This is a genomic window from Paraburkholderia sejongensis, from assembly GCF_020880815.1.
In the GTDB taxonomy this organism is placed as follows: Bacteria; Pseudomonadota; Gammaproteobacteria; order Burkholderiales; family Burkholderiaceae; genus Paraburkholderia; species Paraburkholderia sejongensis.
Genome location: NZ_JAJITD010000009.1, coordinates 162,441 through 183,408, shown reverse-complemented (window position 1 = coordinate 183,408; position 20,968 = coordinate 162,441). Strand labels below are relative to the sequence as shown.

23 protein-coding genes are annotated in these 20,968 nt (G+C 65.9%); 14 read left to right on the top strand and 9 right to left on the bottom strand.

Features of this window, described 5'->3' with window-relative positions:
* Positions 1-148 precede the first annotated feature (148 nt).
* The 7 genes from LJ656_RS19185 to pcaF all read left to right on the top strand — a co-directional run bounded on the left by LJ656_RS19185 (position 149) and on the right by pcaF (position 7,316).
* On the top strand, positions 149-853 hold the full coding sequence (locus LJ656_RS19185; protein ID WP_230510952.1) for a FadR/GntR family transcriptional regulator: 705 nt from the start codon (positions 149-151) through the stop codon (positions 851-853).
* Positions 854-878: 25 nt separating this feature from the next.
* Positions 879-1,769 (top strand): L-threonate dehydrogenase, encoded by an 891-nt coding sequence (gene ltnD, locus LJ656_RS19180; RefSeq protein WP_230510951.1) that lies wholly within the window; start codon positions 879-881, stop codon positions 1,767-1,769.
* 15 nt (positions 1,770-1,784) lie between these two features.
* A complete protein-coding gene (gene otnK / locus LJ656_RS19175) occupies positions 1,785-3,125 on the top strand; it encodes a 3-oxo-tetronate kinase (RefSeq protein WP_230510950.1) in 1,341 nt (446 codons plus the stop codon).
* Entirely contained in the window at positions 3,122-3,784 is a 663-nt protein-coding gene (otnC, locus tag LJ656_RS19170) for a 3-oxo-tetronate 4-phosphate decarboxylase (RefSeq protein WP_230510949.1), read from the top strand. Before otnK ends, otnC begins: the two co-directional genes overlap by 4 nt.
* A 51-nt stretch (positions 3,785-3,835) precedes the next feature.
* Positions 3,836-4,636 carry a 2-oxo-tetronate isomerase gene (otnI, locus tag LJ656_RS19165; RefSeq protein ID WP_230510948.1) on the top strand — a complete coding sequence of 267 codons (801 nt, stop codon included), beginning with the start codon at positions 3,836-3,838 and terminating at the stop codon, positions 4,634-4,636.
* Between the two features lie 89 nt (positions 4,637-4,725).
* Positions 4,726-5,706, top strand: a complete 981-nt coding sequence (gene denD / locus LJ656_RS19160; RefSeq protein WP_230510947.1) for a D-erythronate dehydrogenase — start codon at positions 4,726-4,728, stop codon at positions 5,704-5,706.
* 407 nt (positions 5,707-6,113) lie between these two features.
* Positions 6,114-7,316: a 3-oxoadipyl-CoA thiolase gene (gene pcaF / locus LJ656_RS19155; RefSeq protein ID WP_075303741.1), complete on the top strand. Its 1,203-nt coding sequence runs from the start codon at positions 6,114-6,116 to the stop codon at positions 7,314-7,316.
* Positions 7,317-7,450: 134 nt separating this feature from the next.
* Here the strand turns inward: pcaF and dmeF are convergent, their stop codons facing one another.
* Positions 7,451-8,398: a CDF family Co(II)/Ni(II) efflux transporter DmeF gene (dmeF, locus tag LJ656_RS19150; protein ID WP_230510946.1), complete on the bottom strand. Its 948-nt coding sequence runs from the start codon at positions 8,396-8,398 to the stop codon at positions 7,451-7,453.
* Positions 8,399-8,405: 7 nt separating this feature from the next.
* Positions 8,406-8,681: a metal/formaldehyde-sensitive transcriptional repressor gene (locus LJ656_RS19145; RefSeq protein WP_230510945.1), complete on the bottom strand. Its 276-nt coding sequence runs from the start codon at positions 8,679-8,681 to the stop codon at positions 8,406-8,408.
* 165 nt (positions 8,682-8,846) lie between these two features.
* Here LJ656_RS19145 and LJ656_RS19140 point away from each other — a divergent pair, with 165 nt between their 5' ends.
* From LJ656_RS19140 to LJ656_RS19130, 3 genes are all read left to right on the top strand, one after another.
* Complete coding sequence (locus LJ656_RS19140) at positions 8,847-9,425, top strand: copper-binding protein (RefSeq protein WP_230510944.1); 579 nt, start codon at positions 8,847-8,849, stop codon at positions 9,423-9,425.
* A gap of 234 nt (positions 9,426-9,659) precedes the next feature.
* Positions 9,660-10,841 (top strand): hypothetical protein, encoded by a 1,182-nt coding sequence (locus LJ656_RS19135; RefSeq protein WP_425605961.1) that lies wholly within the window; start codon positions 9,660-9,662, stop codon positions 10,839-10,841.
* Between the two features lie 20 nt (positions 10,842-10,861).
* Positions 10,862-11,170 carry a hypothetical protein gene (locus LJ656_RS19130; RefSeq protein WP_230510943.1) on the top strand — a complete coding sequence of 103 codons (309 nt, stop codon included), beginning with the start codon at positions 10,862-10,864 and terminating at the stop codon, positions 11,168-11,170.
* 39 nt (positions 11,171-11,209) lie between these two features.
* Here the strand turns inward: LJ656_RS19130 and LJ656_RS19125 are convergent, their stop codons facing one another.
* Positions 11,210-11,701, bottom strand: a complete 492-nt coding sequence (locus LJ656_RS19125) for a GNAT family N-acetyltransferase (protein ID WP_230510942.1) — start codon at positions 11,699-11,701, stop codon at positions 11,210-11,212.
* Between the two features lie 56 nt (positions 11,702-11,757).
* Positions 11,758-12,966 (bottom strand): sensor histidine kinase, encoded by a 1,209-nt coding sequence (locus LJ656_RS19120; RefSeq protein ID WP_230510941.1) that lies wholly within the window; start codon positions 12,964-12,966, stop codon positions 11,758-11,760.
* Positions 12,967-13,183: 217 nt separating this feature from the next.
* On the opposite strand from LJ656_RS19120, the gene LJ656_RS19115 reads away from it, so the two are divergent.
* Positions 13,184-13,543, top strand: a complete 360-nt coding sequence (locus LJ656_RS19115; protein WP_230510940.1) for a response regulator — start codon at positions 13,184-13,186, stop codon at positions 13,541-13,543.
* Here the strand turns inward: LJ656_RS19115 and LJ656_RS19110 are convergent.
* Positions 13,537-14,457: a LysR family transcriptional regulator gene (locus LJ656_RS19110; protein ID WP_230510939.1), complete on the bottom strand. Its 921-nt coding sequence runs from the start codon at positions 14,455-14,457 to the stop codon at positions 13,537-13,539. The two genes, LJ656_RS19115 and LJ656_RS19110, sit on opposite strands and share 7 nt — an antisense overlap.
* Before the next feature lie 104 nt (positions 14,458-14,561).
* On the opposite strand from LJ656_RS19110, the gene LJ656_RS19105 reads away from it, so the two are divergent.
* A complete protein-coding gene (locus tag LJ656_RS19105; RefSeq protein ID WP_230510938.1) occupies positions 14,562-15,446 on the top strand; it encodes an aldo/keto reductase family oxidoreductase in 885 nt (294 codons plus the stop codon).
* 16 nt (positions 15,447-15,462) lie between these two features.
* Here the strand turns inward: LJ656_RS19105 and LJ656_RS19100 are convergent, their stop codons facing one another.
* Positions 15,463-16,371, bottom strand: coding sequence for a LysR family transcriptional regulator (locus LJ656_RS19100; RefSeq protein WP_230511098.1), 909 nt, complete (start codon positions 16,369-16,371; stop codon positions 15,463-15,465).
* A gap of 70 nt (positions 16,372-16,441) precedes the next feature.
* Here LJ656_RS19100 and LJ656_RS19095 point away from each other — a divergent pair, with 70 nt between their 5' ends.
* Entirely contained in the window at positions 16,442-17,290 is an 849-nt protein-coding gene (locus LJ656_RS19095) for an NAD(P)H-dependent oxidoreductase (RefSeq protein ID WP_230510937.1), read from the top strand.
* Positions 17,291-17,325: 35 nt separating this feature from the next.
* On the opposite strand, the gene LJ656_RS19090 is transcribed toward LJ656_RS19095, so the two are convergent.
* On the bottom strand, positions 17,326-17,496 hold the full coding sequence (locus LJ656_RS19090) for a hypothetical protein (protein WP_230510936.1): 171 nt from the start codon (positions 17,494-17,496) through the stop codon (positions 17,326-17,328).
* 133 nt (positions 17,497-17,629) lie between these two features.
* A complete protein-coding gene (locus LJ656_RS19085) occupies positions 17,630-18,313 on the bottom strand; it encodes a SagB/ThcOx family dehydrogenase (RefSeq protein ID WP_230510935.1) in 684 nt (227 codons plus the stop codon).
* 342 nt (positions 18,314-18,655) lie between these two features.
* Here LJ656_RS19085 and LJ656_RS19080 point away from each other — a divergent pair, with 342 nt between their 5' ends.
* Positions 18,656-19,516, top strand: a complete 861-nt coding sequence (locus tag LJ656_RS19080) for an alpha/beta hydrolase (RefSeq protein ID WP_230510934.1) — start codon at positions 18,656-18,658, stop codon at positions 19,514-19,516.
* A 58-nt stretch (positions 19,517-19,574) separates the two neighbouring features.
* On the opposite strand, the gene LJ656_RS19075 is transcribed toward LJ656_RS19080, so the two are convergent.
* Entirely contained in the window at positions 19,575-20,867 is a 1,293-nt protein-coding gene (locus tag LJ656_RS19075) for an aspartate carbamoyltransferase (protein ID WP_230510933.1), read from the bottom strand.
* Positions 20,868-20,968 lie beyond the last annotated feature (101 nt).

Here is a 20,968-nt window from a genome sequence, read left to right as displayed (position 1 = left end):
GACGATAGCTTAAGCCTTCCGTTTCGCCAAATAACGCGGAATCTGCCCAAAAATCCCAGGGTTTGCGTGAATGCGGGACGCGGCGCGAAATTTGTATGATGACCCGACAACCTTCCGCATCTTACCGCCCCGACCGAAGCGATAGTGCATGTTCGAGAAAATTCCCACGCGGGCGTTGAGCGACACCGTCGCGCAACAACTGCTCAAGCAGATCGATAAGGGCGCGTTCGCGCGCGGCGGCAAGCTGCCGACCGAGACGGTGCTCGCGCAGCAGTTCGGCGTGAGCCGCACGGTGATTCGCGAGGCGCTGTCGCGGCTGAAGAACGAAGGGGTCGTCGAGCCGCGTCAGGGCAGCGGCGTGTTCGTCGCCGCGCACGGCGCGATCCGGCCGCTGCGCATCGATTACGCGGAGGCGATCGAGCCGGGTTCGGTCGTGCAGATTCTGGCGCTACGGCGCGCGATCGAAGCGGAAGTGGCCGCCGAGGCGGCGACCCGGCGCAGCGCGGCCGATCTCGTATCGATCGACGCGGCGCTCGCGCAGATCGATACGGCGGTCGCCGACGGCGACGACGGCGTCGCCGCGGATGTCGCGTTTCATCGCGCGATTGCGGCCGCGACCGGCAATCCATATTTCCTGAAGACGCTGAGCTTCCTTAATCAGTACCTCGAAGCAGGCACGCTCGTCACGCGCCGCAACGAGGCGCTGCGCGAGGATTTTTCCCGTCAGGTGCGCGACGAGCACGCGGCGATCGCAGCGGCGATTCGCGCCAGCGATCCGGCGGCGGCGCGCGAGGCCGCGCGCACGCATCTGTATAACGCGGCGCGGCGGCTGGCGGAGGCGGGGATCGGGTAGGCACATCATTGAAGCGAGGACACGCATGTCGAGAAATGTCGGTGTGATTGGGTTGGGAGCGATGGGCCTGGGCGTCGCACGCTCGTTGTTGCGCGCGGGCTTCAAGGTCCACGCGTGCGATTTGCGCGGCGACGTGTTGCAGGGCTTCGTCGCCGAAGGCGGGAGCGGCTGCAATACGCCGGCCGAACTCGGCGCGCACTGCGAAGTCGTCGTCACGCTGGTCGTGAACGCCGCGCAAACCGAAGCGGTGCTGTTCGGTGAACACGGCGCGGTCGCGGCGATGCGGCCCGGCGGCGTGGTGATCGCGAGCGCGACGGTCGCCCCCGAGTTCGCGGTCGAACTCGGCAAGCGCGTCGAGGCGGCCGGTTTGCAGATGCTCGATGCGCCGGTCTCGGGCGGCGCCGCGCGCGCCGCGTCCGGCGAAATGACGATGATGACCTCGGGTCCGGCGGCCGCCTACGCCGCCTGCGAGGACGTGCTCGCCGCGATCGCCGGCAAGGTCTACCGGCTCGGCGCCGCGCACGGCGCGGGCTCGAAGGTGAAGATCATCAACCAGCTGCTGGCCGGCGTGCATATCGCCGCGTCGGCCGAGGCGATGGCGCTCGGTTTGCGCGAAGGCGTCGATCCCGCCGCGCTCTATGAAGTCATCACGCACAGCGCCGGCAATTCGTGGATGTTCGAGAATCGCGTACCGCATATCCTCGCGGGCGATTACACGCCGTTGTCCGCGGTCGATATCTTCGTCAAGGATCTCGGCCTCGTGCTCGATACCGCGCGGCGCACGAAATTTCCGCTGCCGCTGTCGGCGGCCGCGCATCAGATGTTCATGATGGCGTCGAGCGCGGGGCATGGCGGCGAAGACGATTCGGCGGTCGTGAAAATTTTCCCCGGCATCGATTTGCCGGGCCAGCACTAGGCGAGGGCGATTGCGATGACGGCTGATTCGAAACCCACGCAACGCGCACTGCTCGGCTGCATCGCCGACGATTTCACCGGCGCCACCGATCTCGCCAACATGCTGGTGCGCGGCGGTATGCGCACCGTGCAGACGATCGGCGTGCCCGCGTCGAACGAAACGCTCGATGCCGATGCGCTGGTGGTCGCACTGAAGTCGCGCACGATCGACGCCGCCGATGCGGTCGCGCAATCGCTCGCCGCGCTCGACTGGCTGCGCGCGCAAGGCTGCCGGCAGTTCTTTTTCAAGTACTGCTCGACGTTCGATTCGACCGATGCGGGCAATATCGGGCCGGTCGCCGATGCGTTGCTGAATGCGCTGGCGGCGGATGGTGCGGATAGTGCCGGCGCTGCTCAGCGCGCGTCGTTCACGATCGCGTGCCCCGCGTTTCCCGAGAACGGCCGCACGATCTTTCGCGGCCATCTGTTCGTCGGCGACGCGCTGCTGAACGAATCCGGAATGGAGAATCATCCGCTCACGCCGATGCGCGATGCGAACCTCGTGCGGGTGCTGCAACGACAGACGCAATCGAAGGTCGGGCTGCTGCGCTACGACACGGTTGCGCAAGGCGACGCGGCCGTGCGTGTCGGCATCGATGCATTGCGCGCAGACGGTGTGCGTATCGCGATCGCCGATGCGGTGTCCGACGCCGATCTGCACACGCTCGGCGCGGCCTGCGCGGAGCTCGCGTTGATCACCGGCGGCTCCGGCGTCGCGCTCGGCTTGCCGGCCAATTTCCGCCGCGCGGGTCTGCTCGACGAGCAGGCCGATGCAGCGCAACTGCCGCGCGTCGACGGTTTATCGGCGGTGCTGGCGGGCAGCGCGTCGAAAGCGACCAACGCGCAGGTGGCCGAATGGCGCGCAAGCCGCCCAGCGTTCCGCGTCGATCCGCTCGCGGCGGCGCGCGGCGAGGACGTGGTCGCGCAAGCGCTCGCGTTCGCGCAGCAACATCTGGATCGCGCGGAGCCGGTATTGATCTATGCGACCGCATCGCCCGATGAAGTGAAGGCGGTGCAGCGCGAACTCGGCGTCAACGAGGCGGGGCATCTGGTCGAGACGACGCTGGCGTCGATTGCGCGCGGTCTGCATGAACGCGGCGTGCGCAAGTTCGTCGTCGCGGGCGGCGAGACATCGGGCGCGGTCGTGCAGGCGCTCGACGTGCACATGCTGCGCATCGGCGCGCAGATCGATCCGGGCGTGCCGGCGACCGCCACCACCGGCGCGGACCCGCTCGCGCTCGCGCTGAAGTCCGGCAACTTCGGTAGTACTGACTTCTTCGCGAAGGCGCTGCGCCATCTCGACGGAGCCGCGCAATGACCGGCGCGCCCGCACTCCATACGTCGGCCGAAGCGCGCGTGCGCGACGAAATCTGCACGGTCGGCGCGAGCCTCTATCAGCGCGGCTATACGGTCGGCACGGCCGGCAATATCAGCGCGCGCCTGGACGACGGCTGGCTGATCACGCCGACCGATGCGTGCCTCGGCCGCCTCGATCCCGCGCAGATCGCGAAGGTCGGCTTCGACGGCCAGCCGGTCTCGGGCGGCAAGCCGTCGAAAACGCTGGCGCTGCATCGCGGCATCTATGCGCGCAATCGCGACGCACGCGGTGTGGTGCACACCCATTCGACGCATCTGGTCGCACTGACGCTCGCGGGCGTGTGGAGCGAGCCCGACGTGTTGCCGCCGCTGACACCGTACTACGTGATGAAAGTGGGCCACGTGCCGCTGATTCGTTATCGCAAGCCGGGCGATCCGGCCGTCGCCGAACAGATCGCCGCGCTGGCCGACAGCGTGCGCGCGGTGCTGCTCGAACGGCTGGGGCCGGTGGTGTGGGAGCGCTCGGTGGCACACGCGTCGTATGCGCTCGAGGAACTGGAAGAGACCGCGCGGCTGTGGCTGATGACGAACCCGCGGCCCGAGCCGCTCGACGACGCTGCAATCGAAGAACTGCGCGGCGCGTTCGGCGCGCGCTGGTAGCGATGGCTAGCCGCGCCGTACCGCACTAATTAAATTGAAGGAGTTGCCGATATGCCTCGCTTTGCCGCGAATCTGACGATGATGTACAACGAACACGCGTTCCTCGACCGCTTCGCCGCCGCCGCGCGCGACGGCTTCGACGCGGTCGAATATCTGTTCCCGTATGAATTTCGCGCGGGCGAACTAAAGGCGCGGCTCGATGCGAACGGCCTCACCCAGGTGCTGTTCAATGCGCCGCCCGGCGATTGGGCCGGCGGCGAACGCGGTCTCGCATCGCTGCCCGGCCGCGAGGACGACTTCAAACGCGGCCTCGACACCGCGCTCGAGTACGCGCGCGTACTCGGCAATCGCAAGCTGCATGTGATGGCGGGACTGCTCGCCGGCGATCAATCGGGCGAAACTCAACGCCGCACGCAACGCGACGTGTATTTGAAAAACCTCGCGTACGCCGCGCAAACCGCGCAAGCCGAGCACATCACGATTGTGATCGAGCCGATCAACACGCGCGACATGCCCGGTTATTTCCTCAATCGCCAGGACGACGCGCAGGCGATCTGCGCTGAAGTCGGCGCGAAAAATCTGAAGGTGCAGTTCGATTGCTATCACTGTCAGATCGTCGAAGGCGATCTGGCAGTGAAGCTCAAACGCGACATGCCCGGCATCGGCCATATCCAGGTCGCCGGCGTGCCCGAGCGGCACGAACCGGATCTCGGCGAGCTGAACTACCCGTATCTGTTCGAGCTGATCGACGCGCTCGGCTACGACGGCTACATCGGTTGCGAGTACCGGCCGCGCGCGGGGACCTCGGCCGGTCTCGGCTGGCTCGCGCCTTATCTGAACGCGGCGCGCTGATTGTCCGCACGCGTGCAGGCGCGCGTTGCAGACCGTCTGCGGTTCGGCTAACGGCTTAGTCTCCGATCCATCACCACGGACAAGCACTCATGAAAGTACTGATCACCGGCGGCGCGGGTTTTCTCGGCCAACGTCTCGCGCGCGAACTGCTCGCGTGCGGCTCGCTCAACGATGCGCACGGCACGCCGCAAGTGCTGACCGAACTGGTGCTGCTCGACGTCGTGCGCGCCAATGACTTCGGCGATCCGCGCGTGCGCACCGAAGTGGGCGACATCGCCGAGCGCAGCGTGCTCGAACATGCGATCGACGCCGACACGACGGCGATCTTCCATCTGGCCGCGATCGTCAGCGGTCAGGCCGAGGCGGATTTCGATCTCGGCATGCGCATCAATCTGGATGCGTCGCGTCTGCTGCTCGAAGTATGCCGGCAGCGCGGGCACGTGCCGCGTGTGGTGTTCACGAGTTCGGTCGCGGTGTACGGCGGCGAGCTGCCCGACATCGTGCGGGACGACACCGCGCTCAATCCGCAATCGTCGTACGGCGCGCAGAAGGCGATCGCGGAATTGCTGCTCAACGATTATTCGCGGCGCGGCTTCGTCGACGGCCGGGTGCTGCGGCTGCCGACCATCAGCGTGAGGCCGGGGCGGCCGAATGCGGCGGCGTCGTCGTTTGCGAGCGGCATCATTCGCGAGCCTCTTAACGGCGAGCAGGCCGTGTGTCCGGTCGCCGGCTCGACGCGGCTGTGGCTGCTGTCGCCGCGCAAGGCGATCGAATGCCTGATCGCCGGCCTCGAACTCGACGGCGCCGCGCTCGGCAAAGAGCGCGTGCTGAACCTGCCGGGGCTGTCGGTCAGCGTCGACGAGATGGTCGCGGCATTGCGCGAGGTGGCCGGCGATGCGGTTGCCGAGCGCATCGTGCGGCAGCCCGACGAGCGGATCGAGAAGATAGTGGGCAGCTGGCCGGGCGCGTGGGATACGTCGCGCGCCGAGCGTTTGGGGCTCACGGGCGAGCGCAATTTCGCCGATGTGATCCGCAGCTATCTCGCCGACGAAGGGATCGTTCCGCGCTGACCGCGCGTTGCATCCACAGTGAATCCGCACCGAATCCGCACTGAATGCGCACTGAATCCGCAGTCACCGCCGGCCGAACGACTACCCGTTCGCGTATTCCCTAATAGGAGCTGGCACGGCGGCCGCCGTGCTTGACATGGTTTCGCGCACGCGCCTATCATCGTGCCTGTTTGTTCGATATATGACCTAGTGTTCGTGTAAAGAACATTTTGTCGGCTCAGGAAGCGCCATCGCGGTACTTGTCGTCAATCCCAAGCCCATCGTTTTCGATCCTGCGCTAAGCTGCTGCGACGCGTCGGCCACTACGCCGATGCCTGTTGCAGCTTCCGGCAGTTTCGCGCGTTGCCCTCGGGCCAGCGCCGCGAACCGGCGCGCAGCGCACGCAGCCTCTCAACTGGAGACATCACATGACCGAAGCATTCCTGTGCGACGCGATTCGCACCCCCATTGGCCGCTATGCGGGTTCGCTGTCGTCGGTACGCGCCGACGATCTGGGCGCGGTGCCGCTCAAGGCGCTGATGGAGCGCAACCCGAACGTCGACTGGACCGCGATCGACGACGTGATCTACGGCTGCGCGAACCAGGCCGGTGACGACAACCGCAACGTCGCGCGTATGTCGCTGCTGCTCGCGGGTCTGCCGAAGGACGTGCCGGGCTCGACGGTAAACCGTCTGTGCGGTTCGGGGATGGACGCAATCGGCATCGCCGCGCGCGCGATCAAGTCGGGCGAGGCTCAACTGATGGTCGCGGGCGGCGTCGAAAGCATGAGCCGCGCGCCGTTCGTGATGCCGAAGGCAACTTCGGCGTTCTCGCGTCAGAACGAGGTCTACGACACGACGATCGGTTGGCGTTTCGTCAACCCGCTGATGAAGAAGCTGTACGGTGTCGACTCGATGCCGGAAACCGGCGAAAACGTCGCGACCGACTACAACATCAGCCGCGCCGACCAGGACGCGTTCGCGCTGCGCAGCCAGCAGAAGGCCGCGCGCGCACAACGCGACGGCACGCTCGCGCAGGAAATCGTCGGTGTGACGATCGCGCAGAAGAAGGGCGATCCGATCACGGTCACGCAGGACGAACACCCGCGCGAAACGTCGCTCGAAACGCTCGCGAAGCTCAAGGGCGTGGTGCGCCCGGACGGCACGGTGACCGCCGGTAACGCATCGGGCGTGAACGACGGCGCCGCCGCGCTGCTGCTCGCGAACGAAGAAACCGCGAAGCGCTTCGGCCTCGTGCCGCGTGCCCGCGTGCTGGGCGTCGCGACCGCCGGCGTCGAGCCGCGCGTGATGGGCATCGGCCCGGCACCGGCAACGCAGAAGCTGCTCAAGCGTCTGGGCATGACGATCGACCAGTTCGACGTGATCGAACTGAACGAAGCGTTCGCGTCGCAAGGCATCGCGGTGCTGCGCGCGCTGGGCGTCGCCGACGACGATCCTCGCGTGAACCCGAACGGCGGCGCGATTGCGCTGGGCCACCCGCTCGGCATGAGCGGCGCGCGTCTGGTGACGACCGCGACGTATCAGCTGCAGCGCACGCAAGGCCGCTTTGCGCTGTGCACGATGTGTATCGGCGTCGGCCAGGGCATCGCGATCGCTATCGAACGCGTGTAATGGTTCGAGGTGGGGCGCGGCGCGCTCCGCCTTGCGCGGTTTCCGCGCCAATCGATGTAAGAAGGGCCGGTGTGTCGGACGACACACCGGCCCTTTGTTTTGCTCGCGCGTTCTTGCGTGAAACGCTGCCGCGGCTACGCCGCCTCGACCGTCAGATGCATGACTTCGTGCACGGGCGCGAGCCGCGCGCGAATCGTGTCGATCGTCACGCCGCCGCGAGTGCGCACGCTGACGATTGCCGCTCGCGCCTCCGGTCCGATCTGCCACACGTGCAGGTCGGCGATTTCGGCATCGCCGTGTGAGGTGAGGATCTCGCGGATTTCGTCGGCCACGTGTTGATCGGTTTTATCGAGCAGCACGCCGGCGGTATCGCGCATCAGCGTCCAGGCCCAACGCGCGATTACGACCGAGCCGACAATGCCCATCAACGGATCGAGCCAGACCCAGCCGAGATAACGGCCGGCCAGCAATGCGACGATCGCCAGCACCGAGGTCAGCGCGTCGGCGAGCACGTGTAAGTAGGCGGAGCGCAGATTGCTGTCGCTGCCGTGCGCGTGGCCATGGTGATGGGGAGCGTGCGCGTGATCTTGCCCATGAGCGTGCCCGTGGTGGCCGGGGTCCGCATGGCCGCCGGACAGCAGCAGCGCGCTGACGATGTTCACGAGCAAGCCGATCGCGGCGATGATCGCGGCTTGCCCGAACGCGACGCCGGTCGGATGAATCAGCCGGAGCGCCGATTCGATGCCGATGCCGAGCGACACCAGCGCGAGAATCAGCGCGGACGCAAAGCCGGCGAGCTCGCCCACTTTGCCGGTGCCGAAGCTGAAATCGCGGTTGGCCGAGTTGCGTCTCGCGTATGCGTATGCGAGCGCGGCGATGCCGAGCGCGCCGGCATGCGTGGCCATATGGAAGCCGTCGGCGAGCAGCGCCATCGAGCCGGTCAGATAACCGGCCGTGATTTCGCCGACCATCATGGCGAGCGTGAGGGCGACGACCGAGCGGGTGCGTCGCGCGTTTTCGTCGTGCGAGCTGCCGAGGAACGAATGCTCGTGCGCGTAACGGATGCTGCTGGAATTAGTCATTTCAAACCTACTTCGAATAACGGCGGATCGCTGCGAGTAATGCATCGACGCCTTGCTTGCGCTGGCTCGCGGTCAGATCGGGATGCGCGACGTGCTCGAGCGCGTGCGCCTCGACGATCTCGTCGAGCAGACCGTTCATCGCGCCGCGCGTCGCGGCGACCAGATGCAGGACCTTCTCGCAATCGGCGTCCGACTCCAGCGAGCGCTCGATGGCCTGCACCTGGCCCGCGATCCGGCGGACCCGCTTCAGAAGATCGTCTTTTTGTACGCTGAGATGTGACATAGGTATACCCCCTAGGGGTATAGAGAATAGCATGGAATGGCTTTACCTCGCGCATCGGGTCGGCCGCGATCTGGCACGAACAGTGCGTAGCGTGGAGCACCCGGGCCGGCGAACGCGAACGAGCGCCATGCCCGATTGCAACGACTTTTGCCAAGGAGAACGCGGATGAAGACAGCGACGATAGGCGCAGCGTTGATGCTCGCGGTGGCGGCCATGGTCCAGCCGGCGGCTGCGCAGGACGACCTCGCCAGCGCCGCGCGGGGCGTGCTGAGCGCGGTCCCGCCGGTGCATATGACGGCCGAAATCGTCGCGATCGATGCGGGCAACCGCTCGTTGACGCTGAAGGGCCCACACGGCGACGTCGCGATCGTGCTCGTGAGTCAGCAGGTTGCCGGTTTTGAGCAGTTGAAGATCGGCGATCGCGTCGATGTGCTTTACAGGAACGCACTACTAACGAAAGTCGAGAAGACCGCTGGCGCGGGTAAGGGGATTCGCGAGCGCGCCGACCGGCAAAGCATCACGCCGGCGTCTGGCGGCTATGAAGCGGCGCGCCAGACCGAAGTGCTCGCGACCGTGCAGAAGATCGATCGCAACGAGCGTCGCGTGACGTTGCGCGGCGCGTCGCAGACGCAGACCTATGAAGCGGCGCCCGGCGTCGATCTGAGCGGTCTGAAGGTCGGGGATACCGTGCATGCGGCGTTTGTGTCGGCGGCCGCCGTGCAGGTGACGCCGGCCGGGCAGTGAGCGTTCGGGGCCCGCGAATCCGCTCGCACAAGCGCACCGCAAACTATGTCGAAATATGTCGAAGAGCCTGCGAAGCGCCCGCAAACCCTTGCCGGGCGGGGCCTCAATGTGGTGACGGCACGGTGAAACAGCGCGACATATCTTCCCGAATGATTTCCACGGCCGGTCCTTCTATAGTCCGTTCGTCGCCACACGGCAGTGACGCAAGTGGCCCGAATCCAGCAAGGACATACCGTGAAAAATCGTTCGTTCGCAGCTTCTTTCAACGCCGATGCCAACGTGGCCGGCGTCGCTCGTATTGCAACGGCTCGCACCGCTGAGTCTGTTGCGCCGGCGTTCAGCGGCCGTCGCGTGCTGCGCCAACTGGTGCTCGGCGCGGCCGCCGCGGTGTTCGCGTTCGGCAGCGCGTCGGCGTTCGCGTGGTCGGGTCACGGCACCGCCTACACATCGCGCGGCGTCTATAACGGCGGCCATTACGGCTCGTGCGGCGGCGGCAGCTGCACGCATGCGGGCGGCGTCGCCGGCCCTTACGGCGGCTTCGCGAGCAACACCGGCACGGTCACGCGGACCGCGCCCGGCCAGTTCTCGAACTCGGGCACCGCGACCGGCCGCTACGGGAACTCGGTGCAGCACTCGGGCGACACCAGCTGCGCGGGCGGTTCGTGTTCGCACACCGGCTCGCTGACCGGCCCGGATGGCAAGACCGCGACGACTTCCGGCGATGTCACCCGCACGGCGCCGGGACAGTATTCGTCGTCGGGATCGGTCACCGGCGCGAACGGCAATACCTACGATCATTCGGCGTCGACGAATTGCGCCGGGTCGACCTGCGCGCGCTCGGGCACGGTGACGGGCCCCGACAACGGCAGCGTCTATCATTCCGGTTCGGCAACGCGGGTCTCGACCGGCGTCGTAACCACGTCGACGAGCGTAACCGGCACGCATGGCAACACGGTGAGTTCGAGCGGCACGGTGGTGACGGGCGGCATCGTGGTGGCTGGCGGCACGTCGGCGGGGAGCACGGTGGTGGTCGCGCCCAAGCCGGTCGTCGTCACGCCGCCTCCGCCGGCCGCCGTAGTCGTGACGCCTGCGCCGCCGGCAGCGGTGGTTGTTACGCCGCCGCCCGCGCCGGCCGTGGTCGTGGCGCCGCCGGTCGCGTATGTGCCGCCGAAGCCTGTCGTGGTCGCGCCGCCGCCGGCTGTGTATGTAGCACCTAAGCCTGTGGTTGTTACGCCCGCGCCGGTTGCCTACGTCGCACCGAAGCCTGTCGTGATCGCGCCCGCGCCGGTCTATGTCGCGCCACGGGCCGTCTATGTTGCGCCGCGGCCGGTGTACGTCGTTCCCGCGCCTCACACCGCTGTGTGGGTGCCCGCGCATTGGGTGGGCCGCGTGTTCGTGCCCGCGCACTGGGCCTGATGATGAGCGCGGCCAGGCGGATGAGCGCGCGGGTTATCCCGGCGCGCTTGCGTCGCGGCGGCAAATCCGCGGCGCTAGTCGCATTCGTCGTCGCGACGCTGCTCGCGCTCACCACCATCGTCACCGCAAACGGCTTGAGCGCCGCTGAGCCGAACCTCGCCGCGCGGCACTGCTCCGCACGCTACGCCGCATTGCTCGATCTGGCCGAACTCGCGCGGCGCGATGGTAAGTCCTCCGAAGTGGTGCTACGCGGATTGAGCGAACGGGGCGGCGCGATGCGCGATTGTTTGCCTTCGACGGCCGGCGAGCGCGCATCGCCGGCGCATTGAACATCGCGAAAGTGGCGACGCCGGCAGAAAGGCTGGCGGCTAAACCGATTGCTCCCGCTGTCGCGTCAGATCGCACTCAAGAAACACCGCGCCCGGAATCGGATTGAACACATACGCATCGATCGGTTCGAAGCCGAGCGACGCATACAGTCCCAGCGCCGCCTGCATCGTCGATAAGGTGTCCAGCCGCATGCGCCGATAGCCGGCCTGTTTCGCGACCGCGCAGATCTGCGTCGCGAGTTGTCGTCCCACACGCAGACCGCGTCCGGCAGGACGCACATACAGCCGCTTCATTTCGCAGATGGTGTCGTCGAGCGGGCGCATCGCGACGCAGCCGACGATCTCGCCGTCGTCACGACTGGCGAGCAGCACGCGCCCGCGCGGCGCCGCGAATTTGCCCGGCAGACCGGCGAGTTCGGCATCGAACTGCTGGAAGCCGAGATCGATGCCGAGACTGTCCGCGTATTCACGGAAGATGCTGCGCACCTCGTCGAGTTGTTCGGGGAAAAGGGCGGTGTGAAGATGGATCATGCGCAAATCGAAACGGGTGGCCGAGGTTGGCGAGCGGGCAGTTTAGCGCAGCGCGATCATTCCAGCCGCAGCGGAAACCGGATCTCGAACGTCGTGCCCACGCCCTCGCGCGAGCGGAATTCGATCTGTCCGCCGAGCACGCGGCTCAGCTCCTTGACGATCGCAAGTCCCAGTCCGGTGCCGGGAATATCGTCGCCTGCCGCGCGCTCGAATTCGTCGAACACGCGTTCCGCGTCGGCGGGCGCGATGCCCACGCCGGTGTCGGCTACCCGGATCGCCCAGTGTTCGGCATCGCGCAGCGCGAAGCGCAATTCGACCTGCCCGGACTTCGTGTACTTGATCGCGTTCGACAGCAAATTGACCATGATCTGCTTGAGCTTCAGGCGATGCGACGTGACGACAGGCAGCGCCGCATCGAACGAAGCGTGCAACGTGAGTCCCTTTGCCTCGATCGACGGCCGTGTCGAGACCACCAGTTCGTCGTACAGCTCGCGCAGATCGACACTCTCCGGCACGAGCGGCGCCGAGTCGCCGAGCACGACCGAATACTCGATCATCTGATCGACCAGCAGCTTCATATCGGCGGCCTGGCGGTTCGCCAGCGTCAGCGCGGTGTCGGCTTTCGACGGCGCCCGCGCGATCAGCTGCAACGCAATCGAAAACGCGTTGAGGAAGTTGCGCAGATCGTGCACGACGCTGCGGGTGATCTGCATTCGCGATTCGTACAGATCGCCGACCAGCCGTTGCTTGAGCGTCAATTCGTGATTCGCGCGTTCGAGCTGCCCGGTGTATTCGTCGATCTTGCGATCGCGCTCGCTGACCACTTCCTTGATCGACAGGAACGTGACCTTGCTGAACGCCTCGGCGATCAGCCGACGCGCGCGGCTTTCGTGGCGGCGTGTAAAGGTCTTGTCGAGCACCGCGTATTCGTCGAGCGCATCGGCGAGTACGTGCTGGAACAGATCCAGTTCGCGTACCAGTTCTTCGATACGGTAGCCCTGGCGCCAGCGCACCTTGCCGTGTTTTTTCGCGTCGCGTTCGATCGATGTTTCGACCTGCTCAAGATCTTCCGCGGCGAGCGCCGCGCACAGTTCGTCGAGAATCTCCGGCAAATGATCGGCAAGCTGCTGGTAAGTGAGCTTGTCCGCTTCGACGAGATCGACGTCGGCGGCGACCGCCTGCATCCATTGGCGTGTGAGCCGATGGCGTTCGGCTTTGACGAATCCTGCAAAACTGCGCAGCGGGCTTACACGTGGCTCGGTCATGATGAAAAGCGCGGATGAAGTTTCTACAACCTGCGAACGCATCGACGCTGCGACGCGCGTCGATACCGCTTCAACCCCGGCCGTGCGTTTCGCGCAGCGGCCGGGGCGGCGCCTGTGCGCGACGGCAGTCCGCGTCATTATCCACGCAATTGCCGGCTGTGGAACGAGACTTGCGACGTCTCGTCAGACAAGAAGATTTTTTCGTCTGCAAAACGCGATGCGTTCAATTCTGCTGGTGGACGACGAACCGGAAATCCTGGCCGCGTGGCGGTTGATTCTGGAGAGCGAAGGGTATCAGGTCTGTTGCGCGAGCAACGGGGCCGAGGCGCTCGCGTGTCTGCGCGATCGAATTCCCGACCTGATCGTGACCGACTGGATGATGCCGGTGATGGGCGGCTCCGAGTTTTGCCGGCGTCTGAAGGCGATGCCGGAACTCGCGAGCGTGCCGATTCTGGTCAATACCGCGGTGCCGCCGCCGGCCACCGAAGCGCAATGCTGGAGCGCATGCCTGCTCAAGCCGATCGGCGCGGACCTGTTTCTGAACACGATCGCGCGGTTATGCGGCACACCTCACTGATGCGGTATCTGCGGGACTCCTACCGAATCCCCTTTCAAAAAATCGACGAACGCACGCAGCGGCGCGGGTACGTGGCGATGTCCCGGATAGTACAGAAACGGCCCCGAAAAGCTCTGCCACCACGGCTCCAGAATCGCTTCGAGTGCGCCGCTCGCGAGATACGGACGCAACATGTCCTCGAACAGATGAATTACGCCCAGGCCCGCGATCGCGCCGCTGATCGCGAGGTCGAGCGCCGCGCTCGGCCGCACCAGCAGCGGGCCGGCCGGATTCAATTGCAGCAGTTCGCCGTCGCGCTCGAAGGACCAGGTCGGCGTAGCGCCGCCGGCGAACTGGACGCGCAGGCACGCCTGCGCGAGTAGTTCGCGCGGATGGCTGGGGCGCCCATGCAGGTCGAGATAGGCGGGCGACGCGGCGGTTGCGAAGCGCTGCACGCGCGCGCCGATCGGCACCGCGATCATGTCCTGTTCGAGCCGCTCGTCATAGCGGACGCCCGCATCGCAACCGGCCGCCAGCACGTCGACGAAACCATCCTCGACCACCACTTCGACGCGAATGTCCGGGTACAGCTTCAGAAAGCGCGCGAGCACGTCGGGCAGTTCCATGCGCGCGACGCTGGCCGGCACGTTCAGCTTCAGCGTGCCCGTCGGCTTGTCGCGAAAGCCGTTGAGCACGTCCAGCGCCGCTTCCATTTCGCCGAACAACGGTGTCAGTTTTTCGATCAGCCGCGCGCCGGCCTCGGTCGGCGCGACGCTGCGCGTGGTGCGGTTCAGCAGGCGCAGCCCGAGCTTCGTTTCGAGGCGCCGCACAGCGATGCTCAGACTCGACGCCGACACGCCGCTCATCCGCGCGGCGTCGCGAAAGCCGCCCGCCCGGGCGACCGACACGAAAGCGGCTAGATCATTCATTTCCATGGAAGCACCGTTCATTTTTTTGAACAACCCGTGCACGTTAGGCCGCTTTTTTCAACAACGCAATCCGGCGATACTGCGCGTCATCACTTCACAAGGAGATCGTCATGCCGAACCTGAGCAACACCGACACCTTCGCGTTGGCCGGCCGCAGCGTGCACCGGATGGGATACGGCGCGATGCAACTGGCCGGGCCCGGCGTGTTCGGGCCGCCGAAAGATCGCGCGGCGGCGCTCGCGGTGCTGCGCGAGGCGGTCGAGTCGGGCGTCGATCACATCGATACGAGCGACTTTTATGGGCCGCACGTGACCAACCAGCTGATTCGTGAGGCGCTGCATCCATATTCGCGCGATCTGACGCTGGTCACCAAGGTCGGCGCGGTGCGCGACAGCGCCGGCGGGTGGCTGGCGGCGCAGGAGCCGGCCGACCTCGAACGCGCGGTGCACGACAATCTGCGCAACCTCGGGCTCGATGCGCTCGAGGTGGTCAACCTGCGGGCGATGGGCAACGTGCACGCGCCGAGCGAAGGGTCGATCGAACGGCAGGTGAGCGCGCTGGCGCAATTGCAACAACGCGGGCTGGTGCACCATATCGGGTTGAGCAATGTGACGGCCGCGCAGATCGAGCAGGCGCAGCGCATTACGCCGATCGTCTGCGTGCAGAATCATTACAACCTCGTGCACCGCGACGACGATGCGCTGATCGCCGCGCTCGGCGCGCAGGGCATCGCGTATGTGCCGTTCTTTCCGCTCGGCGGCTTTACGCCGATTCAATCGTCGACGCTGTCGGAGCTGGCGCGCCAACTCGACGCGACGCCGATGCAGCTCGCGCTCGCGTGGCTATTGCATCGGGCACCTAACATTCTGCTGATTCCGGGAACGTCGTCGGTTGGGCATTTGCGCGAGAACCTGCAGGCCGCGCAGCTCAAGCTCAGCGACGCGACGCTCGCTGCGCTGAATGCGCTTGGCGGCGGCGCGGGTGGAGTGCATTGAAGGCCGGGCTCGCCGCTCACACCGATGCCGCGATGAACTCCCGCAACCACCGGTGCGCGGGATCGCGATGCACGCGCTCATGCCACAGCATCGCCATTTCGTAGCCGGGCACGTCGACCGGCGGTTCGACCGAGCGTAGCGCGCTCGAACCGCGCACGAGGCGCGCGGGCAGCATGCCGACGAGGTCGGTGTTGGCGAGCACCGATTGCATGAACAGAAAGTGCGGCACCGACAGCACGACCTTGCGCGTGAGTCCCACCTTCGCGAGCGTCTCGTCGGTGATGCCGAAAAAGCCGCCGCCGTCCGGCGACACGATCACGTGTTCGAGCTTGCAGAACTGCGCGAGCGTGGGCCGGCGCTTGAGCTTCGGATGGCCGGCGCGGCCGACCAGCAGATAGCGTTCGGCAAACAGCACGCGGCGGCGCAAACCCTCGGGCGCGCCTTCGCTGGTATGAAAGCCGATGTCGATCTCGCCCTGTTCGGCCTGGCGCGCGAGCCGCGGCGGCACCGCCTCGACGATCGCCAGTCGCGTGCCAGGCGCGGCCGCGCGCAGGCCCGCGAGCATCGGCAGAACGATCGTCGATTCCGCGTAGTCGGTCGCGGCGATGCGCCAGCTGTGCGTGGCCGCGGCCGGATCGAACGCGCTGGCGGGCGCGACCGCGCGTTGCAGCGATTCGAGCGCGTCACGCAACGGTTCGCGCAGCGCCTCGGCGCGGGCGGTGGGGCGCATCCCGCGCGGGCCCGGCAGCAGCAACGGATCGCCGAACAGCTCGCGCAGCTTGGCCAGATGCACGCTGACCGACGGCTGCGAGAAGTTCAGCCGCTCGGCGGCGCGCGTGACGTTGTGCTCTTCGAGCAGCACGTCGAGCGTGACCAGCAGGTTGAGGTCGAGACTGCGCAGATTAACCACAGCAATACCTGATATGTTAGTAATTCATTTCCAATATACCTGAGCGACGCCTATCGTGACGACTTTCAGCCACGAAGGTCTCATCATGAACGTACTCATCGTCTATGCGCATCCCGAGCCGAAATCGTTGAACGGTTCGCTGAAGGATTTCACAGTCCGCCATCTCGAACGCGCGGGTCACACTGTGCAGGTGTCCGATCTCTACGCGATGAACTGGAAAGCATCGCTCGATGCGAACGATAGCCGCGAGCGCCTGAACGGCGAGCGCTTCTATCCTTCACAGGAATCGAAACATGCGTTCGAAAACGGCTTGCAGAGCGAGGACATCGCGCGCGAGCAGGACAAGCTGAAGTGGGCCGATGCGGTGATTTTCCAGTTTCCGCTGTGGTGGTTCTCGATGCCCGCGCTGATGAAAGGCTGGATCGAGCGGGTGTATGCGTATGGTCTCGCGTACGGGGTCGGCGAGCATTCCGATGCGCGCTGGGGCGAGCGTTACGGCGAGGGCAAGTTCGCCGGCAAACGCGCGATGCTGGTCGTGACGACCGGCGGCTGGGAGTCGCATTACAGCGCGCGCGGCATCAATGGTCCGATCGATGATCTGCTGTTTCCGATCCAGCACGGCGTTCTTTACTATCCGGGCTTCGACGTGCTGCCGCCGTTCGTCGTCTATCGGACGAGCCGGGTCGATGACGCGAAATACGTTGAGGTGAGCGAAGCACTTGGGCGGCGGCTCGACGCGCTGTGGAACGATGCGCCGATCGCGTTCCGGCAGCAGAACGGCGGTGCTTACACGATTCCGGCGCTGACGTTGCGCGATGAGGTCGCGCCGGGGCAGGTGGGGTTCGCCGCGCATGTCGAAGCACGCGCGAGCGGGGCGGCGGATCACGCAACGCCACTGCAGCCGCGCGAGACGGCTGTCATGTCCGCTGCGTGAGATCCCGCCTCCCCACGCCAATGCGTACGGCGCGACTATGACCGGTCGCGATTGCGCGCCCGGGTGGCACCGGTGGCCACCGCGATGCCGAGCAGGATGACGGCCACGATCGCAATGGTGTGCTGCGCGACATGCAGCGTCATCATTGCCCAGGCGACGCCGCCGATAAAAATGATCCATCCGAGCAGATAAATGAGTAGGGTCATCGTTGTTCTCCTTGTGATTTCGGCGAGTAGCGATCAACGAATCTATCCCTAAGCACATTGCGCGCCTGACGCGGCCGGCCGGCCAATTACCGAGGGCTTGAGCTTAAGAGGCGGCTCCCCAGCCGCCTCCCGCCTACGCGGGCACGCCCACCGGAATCAGATAAACGATGGTCTGCGCCTGCGGCAGCTTGAGCGCGCGCGACGCCTTGGGTCCATCGACCGCGCCCACCGTCACCGCGCCGAGCCCGAGCGTAACGGCCTGAAGCAGGATGTTCTGGGTTGCGTGGCCGACTTCGAGGTCCGCGTACAGATTGGCTCTGCCGCCATAGCGCTGCTTCAGCCGGCCAGGGTCCGCGGCCACCGCGATCACGAGCGGCGCGTTGCCGACCGATGCCTGGTCGACGGCAAGCGATCGCAGCTTCGGGCGCAGGTCAGCCGAGTCCCGCGTTTCGACGCGGTGGCCTTGCGGCAGATAGTGCAGCACCTGAGTGGCGGTCACCGCGTAAAGCTCGAGTGCGTACAACGCGCCCGCCGACGGCGCCGCGCGCCGGCCGTTGTCCGGGTTGGTGATGCCTTGCCCGGCCCAGAACAGTTGGCCGATGGATTCGATCGGCAACGGCTCGGGTTTGAACGAGCGTACTGAGCGGCGTCGCTGGATCGCGTCCTCCAGCGTGACCGAGCCGGTGGTATTGGGCTTTGCCAGCTCGACTTCATCGGTGAACGGCGCCTGGGCCGCTTGCGCCTCGCTGGTGGCAACCTCGGTCACCTCGACAAGCGCGCTTGCGGCCAGCATGGCCAACACTTCACGACGTTTCATTCGGCATCTCCGTTAGCGAGGGAACAGGCCAATCGGTGGGCCTCAGGCCTGTGCGAATCGTGTTTCGACATTCCGCGTTTATCTGTCGCGCGGGCCGGTGAGTCGGGGTTAAGTGTGTGACAGAAGGGCGAATTACGCCAATAGTTACGGAAAACAAAAAAACCGTTATTGCGATCCGGGTGGCTTTGTGTCGCCCTGAAATATGGTTGTAAGTCCCTATTGCTAAAGTCACCAGGAGCACCATCCCCTCCGAACCCTGGCGCCTTCATTCGGATGCCTGATGGATCGATGCCGGATCGATGCTGATTCGAGGCAAACGAAAGCAAGCGGGAGCGACCCACGATGAATCCAGTCCGTGCGTTCTGCCTGTTATTGATGTCGGTATTGATGCTGATCGCATCGCCGGTGTGGGCGTTCCAGACCCGCGTCGTCGCGATTCCGAGCGTCGCGATGCATCGGTCGTTCGACGCGACGGTCGTGTTGCCCGACCGATACGCGCGCGGCAACGCGAGCGCGCGCTTCCCGGTGGTCTACGTGCTGCACGGCTCCGGCGGCAGTTACACCGACTGGACCGCGAATTCGCAGATCGGCAAGCTCGCCGACCGCTACCACGTGATCCTCGTGATGCCCGACGGCGGTCATCAGAGCTGGTACATCGACAGCCCGGTCGATCCGCGCAGCCGCTATGAAACCTACGTGGGCTCCGAGGTGGTCGGCTATATCGATCTGCATTTCCGCACGATCGCGACCCGGCAGGCGCGCGCGATCACCGGTCTGAGCATGGGCGGCTTCGGCGCGTTGCGCATCGCGCTCGATCGCCCCGACGAATTCGGCGCGGCGGGCAGCATCAGCGGCGCGGTGGACCCGCGCGGCTGCGAGGATGAGCCGGGCATCGAACGCGTGTTCGGCGACCCGCTGAAAGATGCCCAGTTCTGGAACGACGAGGCGATCGTCGCGAGCGCGCAGGATTTCGGCCGTGAGCACATCGCGCTGACGATCGACTGCGGCGTCAACGACGCATTGGTGCAATCGAACCGGCTGCTGCACGAGCGGCTCGTCGAACTCGGCGTGCCGCACGATTACGCCGAGCGGCCCGGCGGCCATACCTGGGATTACTGGTCGAATGCGGTCAAGTACCAGGTGCTGTTCTTCGCCGGCGGCTTCCGGCAGGCCGTACATGCGGCGAACGGCGCGGCGACCTGAGCGGTCGCGCGGCGCCTACGAGGCCGCAACCTTCCCGCAACCTCGCTGCAACGCCCCGTCAATCGATCCCATGAAACACCGCATCGTCCGGCCCGAGATACACGGGCGGACGCCACGCGGCATCGCGCATCGAATGCTGGACCAGTTTCTCGACCCCAAGCAGCACCGCGAAAATCGCCATCCGCACCGGAATGCCGTTGTCGGTCTGGCGGAAGATCGCGAGCCGCGAATCGTGGTTCAGGTCGGTGCTCAGGTCGTTCGCGCCGGGGCGGCTGTCGCGCGGCAGCGGATGCATGATCAGCGTATCGGCCCCGCACACAGTGTCGACCAGCGCCTGATTGATCTGGAAGTCGGGCGTGTAGCCCTCGAACGATTCGTCGGCGAAGCGCTCTTTCTGGATCCGTGTCGCGTACACGACGTCGGCGCCCGCGAGCCCGCTGCGCAGATCGTGGGTCTGCTCGATCACGTGACCGTTGCGCGAAATCTGCTCGATGATGTACGCCGGCATTTCGAGTTGCGGCGGCGCGATCAGCGTGAACTTGATGCCGCGATACAGCGCCAGCAGCTTGACCAGCGAATGCACGGTGCGCCCGTATTTGAGGTCGCCCACCAGCGCGATGTGCGCGCCGTCGACGATCTTGCCGAGCCGCGAGAACTCGCGCTGGATCGTGTACAGGTCGAGCAGCGCCTGGCTCGGATGCTCGCCGGGGCCGTCGCCGCCGTTGATCACCGGCACGTTGGTCGCGCGCGCGAATTCGGCCACCGAGCCTTGCTCCGGATGGCGGATCACCAGCGCGTCGACGTAGCCGCTCATCACGCGGCTGGTGTCGTAGATCGATTCGCCCTTGGCCATCGACGAAAACGTGAAGCCGGTCGTGTCGCACACCGAGCCGCCGAGCCGGCAGAACGCCGCGCCGAAGCTCACCCGGGTCCGCGTGCTGGCCTCGAAGAACAGATTGCCGAGCACCGCGCCTTCGAGCACGCGCGAGATTTTGCGGCGTCGCGCGATCGGCTGCATGATGTCGGCGACCCGGAACAGCGCCTCGACCGAGTCGCGCGAGAACTGCTCAACCGACAGCAATTGCGGCCTGCCTTCGAACAGGATCTGGCTCGCGAGCGATTGCGAATCTACGCTTTGCGTATATTTTTCTCCGGGCTCGCCGCTCGCGACGATCTCCGACACGAAGCGCTCGACGATCTCCGGCATCGCCCGCGATTCCTGCGAGTCGTCGGGCAGTAGCCACGTGTCGAGCGCCCGGCGCGACACGCCGATCCGGCTGGCGAAGGTATCGCGCGTCATGTTCAGGCGACGCATCGCGTCGCGGAGGAAGGCTTGTTGCGGAACGCTCATGGGGCACCTGTCGGAAGGAAAGCGGCGGGAGGGCGGAAGTTCGCGCGTCGTATGTACGCGGTGCGTATATTAGTTTCCCGGCCCCGGAAGTCAAGACTTTT